The following is an 8,435-nucleotide window of genomic DNA, read 5'->3' on the forward strand; positions in this document are numbered from 1 at the left end:
AACCTCGTTATTTTAAGTAAGATTATTTCCGCACGACGTCAATATCAGTGATTGGCGGGGCGTAAATATAGAGTGCGCTTTTTTAACGAGGCTGGAGTGAAACCTTTGGTGGGCAATAATAAATTTAATTCAAGCTGGTTAAATTAAAAGGTGGCCGTAATGGCCACCTCAGGGATTAGAAAATATTGATATCGGCAACGGACGGGAAGATATAGCTCGGGCGGAACGGCATGGTTTCGACATCGTTCAGCGTCGAGACGCCGGACAGCACCAATACGGTTTCCAGACCGGCCTGGAAGCCTGCCAGGATATCGGTACGCAGGTTATCACCGACGATCACTGTTTCTTCCGAATGCCCCTGCATCTTGTTCAGTGCGGCGCGGATGATCCACGGGCTTGGCTTGCCAACGTAAAACGGTTTGCGGCCGGTGATTTTCTCGATGGGGGCGCACAGGGCACCGCAGGCGGGCACAAAACCATGGCCGTGGGTATCCGGGTTGGTGGCAATAAAGCGCGCGCCGTTATTCACGAAGTAGGCGGCCTTGTGCATCATGTCCCAGTTGTAAGAACGGGTTTCACCGACGATCACGAAGTCCGGGTTGATGTCGGTAATAGTGAAACCGGCTTTATACAGTTCATGAATCAGCGCGCCTTCACCGACCACATAGGCTTTTTTGCCTTCCTGACGGCGCAGGAAATCGGCGGTGGCCATGGCGGAGGTATAAAATGCGCTTTCCGGCACTTCCAGCCCGGCGGCGGCGAAGCGGTTCGCCAGATCCTGCGCGGTCTGCGACGGATAGTTGGTCAGCACTACCAGTGGCATGCCCTGTTCCTGAATGCGTGCCAGGAAAAGATCGGCACCGGGAACCGGCGTGTTGTCATGCAGCAGCACGCCGTCGATATCACATATAACGTTCTTGATTGTCATTGTTGCTGTTTCTCATGATTGGCGGCAGGCAAAACGCGAAGATAGCACACCTGCCTGAAGCGGCGGATCAGCTTTCCAGCAATCGCTGCAATAGCACGCCGTTGAGCATCGCCCGCTTGGCCAGGGCAAATGCGCCAATCGCCGAGCGATGATTGAGTTCGGAGGTGACCACCGGCAGATTTTTGCGGAAGTCTTTCAGCACCTGAGTATTGATGCAGCTTTGGATCGCCGGCAGCAGCACTTTTTCCGCCTCGGTAATTTCACCGGCGATCACCACTTTCTGCGGATTAAACAGGTTGATGGCGATAGCCACGGCTTTGCCGAGGTAGCGGCCGACGTGCTCGATCACTTCGCTGGCCAGCAGGTCACCGCGGTTGGCGGCCTTGCAGATGGCGGCAATGTTGCAGTCGTCGAGGGTCAGTTTGCTGGGGTAACCCTGGGTCAGTAAGTGGCGAACACGATGTTCAATCGCGGCGTTGGCGGCGACGGTTTCCAGACAGCCGAAGTTGCCGCAGTGGCAGCGTTCGCCCAGTGGGTCAATTTGAATATGGCCAATCTCACCGACGTTACCGTTGTTGCCCAGGAATATCTGGCCGTTGACGATAATACCGGCGCCGGTGCCACGGTGCAGGCGCACCAGAATAGAGTCTTCGCAGTCGCGGGTGGCGCCAAAGTAATGCTCTGCCAATGCCAGGCTGCGGATGTCGTGGCCAACAAAGCTGGTGACGTTAAAACGTTGCTGCAGGTTATCGACCAGCGCCCAATTGTTGACGCTGATGTGCGGCATGTAACGCACCACGCCCAGTGCCGGGTCAACCAGGCCGGGCAGGATCACCGAGATGGCGATCAGCTCACGCAGCTTGCGCTGGTAGTTTTCGATAAACTGGGCAATAGCGATAAACAGCGCGTTTTCCAGTGTCTCCTGGGTGCGTTCCGGCAACGGGTAGTGTTCTTCACCGAGCGATTTGCCGCTCATGTCGTACAGGGTGATGGTCGCGTCGTGACGACCGAGGCGCACGGCCACGGTGTGGAAATGCCGGGTTTCGGAGACAATGGAAATGGCGCGGCGGCCGCCGGTGGAGGCTTGCTGATCGACTTCTTTGATCAGCCCGCGCTCCAACAGCTGGCGAGTAATTTTAGTGACGCTGGCGGGCGCTAGCTGGCTCAGTTCGGCTATTTGAATGCGCGAAATCGGACCTTGCTGGTCGATCAGGCGGTAAACCGCTGCGCCGTTGAGTTGCTTGACTAAGTCAACGTTCCCTATCTGTGCCTGTCCGCCAGTACTCATCAATAATTTTACTCGCTGTTCATTAAATTAAACCTCGTTACCGTTAACGAGCGTTTTGGTGACTTTAAAATCACGGGTAAAGGCAGTCAGGTTCGCTACTTTACCAGGCTCGATAGTGCCTAAACGGTGGTCCACGCCGATAGCGCGCGCCGGATACAGCGTCGCCATGCGCAGGGCTTCGTCCAATGCAATACCGACGTGCTCAACGCTGTTTTTTAACGCGTCAATCATGGTCAGCGCTGAGCCGCTCAGGGTGCCGTTTTCGTCCACGCACAGCCCATCACGATAGTATATTGTTTTACCGGCAAAAATAAATTGGTCGATATCGGCACCGGCCGGCGCGGTGGCGTCGGTGACCAGCACCAATTTATCACCTTTCATGCGTTTGGCGTTACGGATACTCGCCCAGGCCACGTGATGGCCGTCGGCGATAATGCCGGTATAGACCTCAGGCGTGTCGAAAATCGCCCCCATCAGCCCAGGTTCACGCCCGGTGATATACGGCATGGCGTTATACAGGTGAGTGGCGAAGGTGATACCGGCGGCAAAACCGATACGGGCCTGATCGTAGGTGGCATTCGAGTGACCGGCGGACACTACAATGCCTGCTTCGGTCAATTGCTTGATAAAGTGCGGCTCCACCATTTCCGGTGCCAGCGTGACTTTGGTTATCACATCGGCATTGGCGCACAGATAGTCGATCATCTCGCTGGTCGGTTTGCGGATAAACGCCGGGTTATGGGTGCCTTTTTTGAGCGGGCTAAGGTACGGCCCTTCCAGATGCAGGCCAAGCGCCTGATTGGGGTGTTTCTTCAGATAAGCGCGCATCACGTCGATGCTGTGCTTCATAAATTCGTCGCTGCTGGTGATCAGCGTCGGCAGATAGCTGGTACAGCCGGATTTTTCGTTGGCACGCTGCATAATTTCCAGCGTCTGTTCCGAAATGGCCTCCAGCGAGTCGTTAAATTGCACGCCGCCACAGCCGTTAAGCTGCACGTCGATCAAACCGGGGGCCAGGATAGCGCCACCCAGATCGCGCGTTTCAATGCCGGCCGGCAGTTCAGCCAGCGGGCAGACTCGTTCAATCAGCCCATCAGCGATAATAACTGCGTGGTCGTCAAGTACGTCGTGGCCGGTATAAATACGGCCGTGGGTTAAAGCGAACATCGTAGCCCCCTGCAAGAATTAAAGACTCTTAACGCTTTCCGCTTCTAACTCGCGGAAATATTTAACGGTTTTGACTTTCAGTTCCATGGTGGATGGCTCATCACACACCACAACGGCCTTGGCATGCAACTGCAGGCAACTGATGGTCCACATGTGGTTGATATTGCCTTCCACTGCGGCTTCCAGCGCCTGTGCCTTGGCGTGGCCGGTCACCAGGATCATCACTTCTTCTGCATCAAGCAGCGTGCCTACGCCCACGGTCAGGGCAAATTTAGGCACCAGGCTGACATCACCGCCGAAGAAGCGGGAGTTGGCGATGCGAGTATCTTCGGTCAGGGTTTTGATACGAGTACGAGAGGCCAGCGATGAAGCCGGTTCGTTAAACGCGATATGACCGTCGATGCCAACGCCACCCATGAACAGGTTGATCTTGCCGTAGGATTTGATTTTCGCTTCGTACTGGCGGCACTCGGCGTCAACGTCCGGCGCATTACCATTCAGCAGGTTGATATTTTCACTCGGGATATCAACGTGATCAAAGAAATTACGGTACATGAAGGTATGATAGCTTTCCGGGTGTTCCTGCGGCAGGCCAACGTATTCGTCCATGTTGAAAGTCACCACATGCTTAAAGCTTACTTCACCTGCTTTGTGCATCGCAATCAGATGTTTGTAGGCTTCCAGCGGGGTACCGCCGGTTGGCAGGCCGAGCACAAACGGACGCTCCGCTGTAGGCTTGAATGCGTTGATGCGCTGGACGATATGGCGGGCGGCCCATTTGCCGACTTGTGCAGTATCTTTCAGTGGGATAAGTCTCATCTAACACCTCTTGGGGTAAGTAAACTAAAGCTATACTGGTTCGAGCCTGAACGAGAGTCTTAAGCCTAACCCAGCTTTATGATTCTCACGTGATGCCTCAGGTTCAATGATTTTTTTAATGATAAAATAAGTTTTGTGTGATGGCTAGCAATGTGGCAGCTTAAGACTGCTTTTTGGTGATGTAAATCACAAAAAAGGAGGTTTTAATTTGCGATACGAAATAATTTTTTTACACTCCACGTGTTGTCGTTCGTCCAGAGTTAATCGCAGTGTGTGATGGCGCTTGCGTAAAATATGATAAAGCTCATAAAAGGGCATTAGGGGGAATATTAAGGTGAACATACTCGGCTTTTTCCAAAGATTGGGCAGGTCGTTGCAACTGCCAATCGCAGTACTGCCCGTGGCGGCGCTTTTGCTACGCTTCGGCCAACCTGATTTACTGAATATTTCATTCATCGCACAGGCCGGTGGATCAATCTTCGATAACCTGGCGTTAATCTTTGCTATCGGTGTGGCGGCAACCTGGTCGAAAGACAATGCCGGTTCAGCCGCATTGGCGGGCGCGGTGGGTTACTTCATTCTGACCAAGGCGATGGTCACCATTAACCCGGCGATCAATATGGGTGTGCTGGCGGGTATCATTACCGGCCTGGTGGGCGGTGCGGTCTATAACCGCTGGTCCGGCATCAAGCTGCCCGAGTTCCTCTCCTTCTTCGGCGGTAAGCGTTTCGTTCCAATCGCTACCGGCTTTTTCTGTTTAATCCTTGCTGCCATCTTTGGTTATATCTGGCCACCGGTACAGAATGCGATCCACGCAGGCGGTGAATGGATTGTTTCGATGGGCGCTATCGGTTCCGGCATTTTCGGTTTCGTTAACCGTCTGCTGATCCCAACCGGCCTGCATCAGGTTCTGAACACCATTGCCTGGTTCCAGATTGGTGAGTTTACCAATGCTGCCGGTACCATCTTCCACGGCGACATCAACCGCTTCTACGCGGGTGACGGTACTGCCGGGATGTTCATGTCCGGCTTCTTCCCGATCATGATGTTCGGTTTGCCGGGTGCGGCACTGGCGATGTATTTCGCTGCGCCGAAAGAACGTCGCCCAATGGTTGGCGGTATGTTGCTGTCCGTTGCCCTGACTGCCTTCCTGACCGGTGTGACCGAACCGCTTGAATTCCTGTTCATGTTCCTGGCTCCGCTGCTGTATCTGGTCCATGCCATTTTGACCGGTATCAGCCTGTTTGTAGCCACCTTGCTGGGTATTCACGCCGGGTTCTCCTTCTCTGCAGGGGCCATCGACTATGTGTTGATGTACAACTTGCCGGCTGCCAGCAAGAACGTCTGGATGCTTGTGCTGATGGGCCTGGTCGCCTTCGCGGTGTACTTCGTCCTGTTCTCTATCATTATCCGTGCGTTCAACCTGAAAACTCCGGGTCGTGAAGATGCGTCTGACGATGTCGTCGCACCTGAAGCCAACAGCAATACCGATGAAGGCCTGCGTGCACTGTCTCGCAGCTATATTGGTGCCATCGGCGGTTCTGATAACCTGACCGGCATTGATGCCTGTATCACCCGTTTGCGCCTGACCGTTAAAGATTCTTCCAAAGTGCTGGATGCCAGCTGTAAGCGCCTGGGTGCTTCCGGCGTAGTGAAACTGAACAAACAAACCGTTCAGGTTATCGTGGGTTCCAAAGCCGAGGCCATTGCTGACGGCATGCGTGCGGTGATTGCTACCGGCCCGGTGCCTGCGGCAGAAGTGGCGCCGGCTCCTGGCGTGAATACCGTTAAATCACAGGCCGTGCCTAATGCGCCGAAGGTGGCCTTCGAGTCGCTGGTGGCTCCGGTGACCGGTGAAGTCGTGGCCCTGGATCAGGTTCCTGACGAAGCCTTTGCCAGCAAAGCGGTAGGCGACGGCCTGGCGATCCGCCCGACCGACAAAACCGTAGTTGCTCCGGCAGATGGCACCATCGTGAAAATCTTCAACACCAACCACGCTTTCTGTCTGGAAACCGACAAGGGCGCGGAGATTGTGGTGCACATGGGGATCGACACCGTGGCATTGAATGGTCAGGGCTTCAAACGTCTGGTTGAAGAGGGTGCTGAGGTGAAAGCCGGCCAGCCAATCCTTGAATTGGATCTGGAGTTCCTGAACGCCAATGCCCGCTCGATGATCAGCCCGGTAGTGGTCAGCAACTCTGACGATTACGCCGGCCTGACGGCGCTGGCGACCGGTTCTGTGGTCGCCGGCCAGACCAAACTGTTCGAGATCCAGAAATAAACCGTTTTACCTGAGTAGTACCCAGGGTGTTTAACGAGTCATGACGGAACGCACCCTACCTTTGGCGGGAAGAGAGCAATCTCTTCCCGCTTTTTTATGGGCAGCGGTTGTCCCGTAATAGCGCCTTGACCTGTTGTGGTGCAATGCTCCGCATTTTTCGTGAAACAAACGGTTGTTTCCGGGCGTGGCTTGTTGGAACATAGGCGGTTATGAGTAGCGCTTTGCATTGAGGAATAGTGAAATGAGTGAGGCTGAAGCCCGCCCAACCAATTTTATCCGTCAGATCGTTGATGAAGATCTGGCGTCCGGGAAACACACGTCAGTTCATACCCGTTTCCCGCCGGAGCCAAATGGCTATCTGCATATCGGCCATGCGAAATCCATCTGCCTGAATTTCGGCATCGCTCGCGATTACCAGGGCCAATGCAACCTGCGTTTTGATGACACCAACCCGGTAAAAGAAGACATCGAGTTCGTTGAGTCAATCAAACATGACGTCGAGTGGCTGGGCTTTGAGTGGAGCGGCAACGTCCGTTATTCCTCGGATTACTTCGATCAACTGCACAACTATGCGGTGGAGCTGATCAACAAGGGTCTGGCTTACGTCGACGAACTGTCGCCTGAGCAAATCCGTGAATATCGCGGCAGCCTGACTGCACCGGGTAAAGACAGCCCGTACCGTGGCCGCAGCGTGGAAGAGAACCTGGCGCTGTTTGAAAAAATGCGCAACGGCGAATTCGCCGAAGGTAGCGCTTGCCTGCGTGCCAAGATTGACATGGCTTCCTCGTTTATCGTGATGCGCGATCCGGTGTTGTACCGTATCAAATTTGCTGAACACCATCAGACCGGCAACAAATGGTGCATCTACCCGATGTACGATTTCACCCACTGCATTTCCGATGCGCTGGAAGGGATCACCCATTCGCTGTGTACGCTGGAGTTCCAGGACAACCGTCGTCTGTATGACTGGGTGCTGGATAACATCACCATCCCTTGTCATCCGCGTCAGTACGAGTTCTCGCGCCTGAATCTTGAGTACGCCATCATGTCGAAGCGCAAGCTGAACCTGTTGGTGACCGAGAAAATCGTTGAAGGCTGGGATGACCCACGTATGCCGACCGTTTCCGGTCTGCGTCGCCGTGGTTATACCGCTGCGTCAATCCGCGAATTCTGCCAGCGTATCGGTGTGACCAAGCAGGATAACAACGTCGAAATGATGGCGCTTGAGGCCTGTATTCGTGAAGAGCTGAACGAGAACGCACCGCGTGCGATGGCCGTGCTGGATCCGGTGAAGGTAGTCATTGAAAACCTGACCAGCGGCGTGGAAATGGTAAGCATGCCTAACCACCCGAGCAAGCCGGAAATGGGCAGCCGTGAAGTGCCGTTCAGCCGTGATATTTATATCGATCGCGCCGACTTCCGTGAAGAAGCCAACAAGCAATACAAGCGCCTGGTGCTGGGTAAAGAAGTTCGCCTGCGCAATGCCTACGTGATCAAGGCGGAACGCATTGAGAAAGACGCTGAAGGTGAAATCACCACTATTTTCTGCAGCTACGATCCTGAGACGTTGAGCAAGGATCCTGCCGATGGCCGCAAGGTGAAAGGCGTGATCCACTGGGTATCTGCCGAGCATGCGTTGCCGGCGGAGATTCGCGTGTATGACCGTCTGTTCAGTGTGCCAAACCCGGCGGCGGCAGAGGACTTCCTCACCACCATTAACCCGGAGTCATTGGTCATCAAGCACGGCTTTGTTGAGCCAAGCCTGGCGGCCGCACAGCCGGAAAAAGCCTACCAGTTCGAACGTGAAGGCTATTTCTGTGCTGACAGCCGTGACTCTTCGGCCGAGCACCTGGTGTTTAACCGCACCGTGGGCCTGCGCGATACCTGGGCTAAAATTGGCGCCTGAGTGCTGATCAAAAGCTAACGCGATAAAGCGCAACTTCGGTTGCGCT

General features: G+C 54.5%; 6 protein-coding genes. 2 read left to right on the forward strand and 4 right to left on the reverse strand.

The window, feature by feature from the left end:
- Positions 1-175 precede the first annotated feature (175 nt).
- The 4 genes from E5C26_RS06210 to nagB form a co-directional block, all read right to left on the reverse strand.
- Entirely contained in the window at positions 176-928 is a 753-nt protein-coding gene (locus E5C26_RS06210; RefSeq protein ID WP_012005661.1) for an HAD-IIA family hydrolase, read from the reverse strand.
- 67 nt (positions 929-995) lie between these two features.
- Positions 996-2,216, reverse strand: coding sequence for a DNA-binding transcriptional regulator NagC (nagC, locus tag E5C26_RS06215; protein ID WP_135315514.1), 1,221 nt, complete (start codon positions 2,214-2,216; stop codon positions 996-998).
- A gap of 27 nt (positions 2,217-2,243) precedes the next feature.
- Positions 2,244-3,383 carry an N-acetylglucosamine-6-phosphate deacetylase gene (gene nagA, locus E5C26_RS06220; protein ID WP_135315515.1) on the reverse strand — a complete coding sequence of 380 codons (1,140 nt, stop codon included), beginning with the start codon at positions 3,381-3,383 and terminating at the stop codon, positions 2,244-2,246.
- Positions 3,384-3,401: 18 nt separating this feature from the next.
- Positions 3,402-4,202 (reverse strand): glucosamine-6-phosphate deaminase, encoded by an 801-nt coding sequence (gene nagB, locus E5C26_RS06225; RefSeq protein ID WP_012005664.1) that lies wholly within the window; start codon positions 4,200-4,202, stop codon positions 3,402-3,404.
- Between the two features lie 334 nt (positions 4,203-4,536).
- On the opposite strand from nagB, the gene nagE reads away from it, so the two are divergent.
- Complete coding sequence (gene nagE / locus E5C26_RS06230; protein ID WP_135315516.1) at positions 4,537-6,483, forward strand: PTS N-acetyl glucosamine transporter subunit IIABC; 1,947 nt, start codon at positions 4,537-4,539, stop codon at positions 6,481-6,483.
- Between the two features lie 241 nt (positions 6,484-6,724).
- Positions 6,725-8,389: a glutamine--tRNA ligase gene (gene glnS, locus E5C26_RS06235; protein WP_135315517.1), complete on the forward strand. Its 1,665-nt coding sequence runs from the start codon at positions 6,725-6,727 to the stop codon at positions 8,387-8,389.
- Positions 8,390-8,435 lie beyond the last annotated feature (46 nt).

The organism is Serratia proteamaculans (assembly GCF_004684015.1).
GTDB lineage: Bacteria > Pseudomonadota > Gammaproteobacteria > Enterobacterales > Enterobacteriaceae > Serratia > Serratia proteamaculans_F.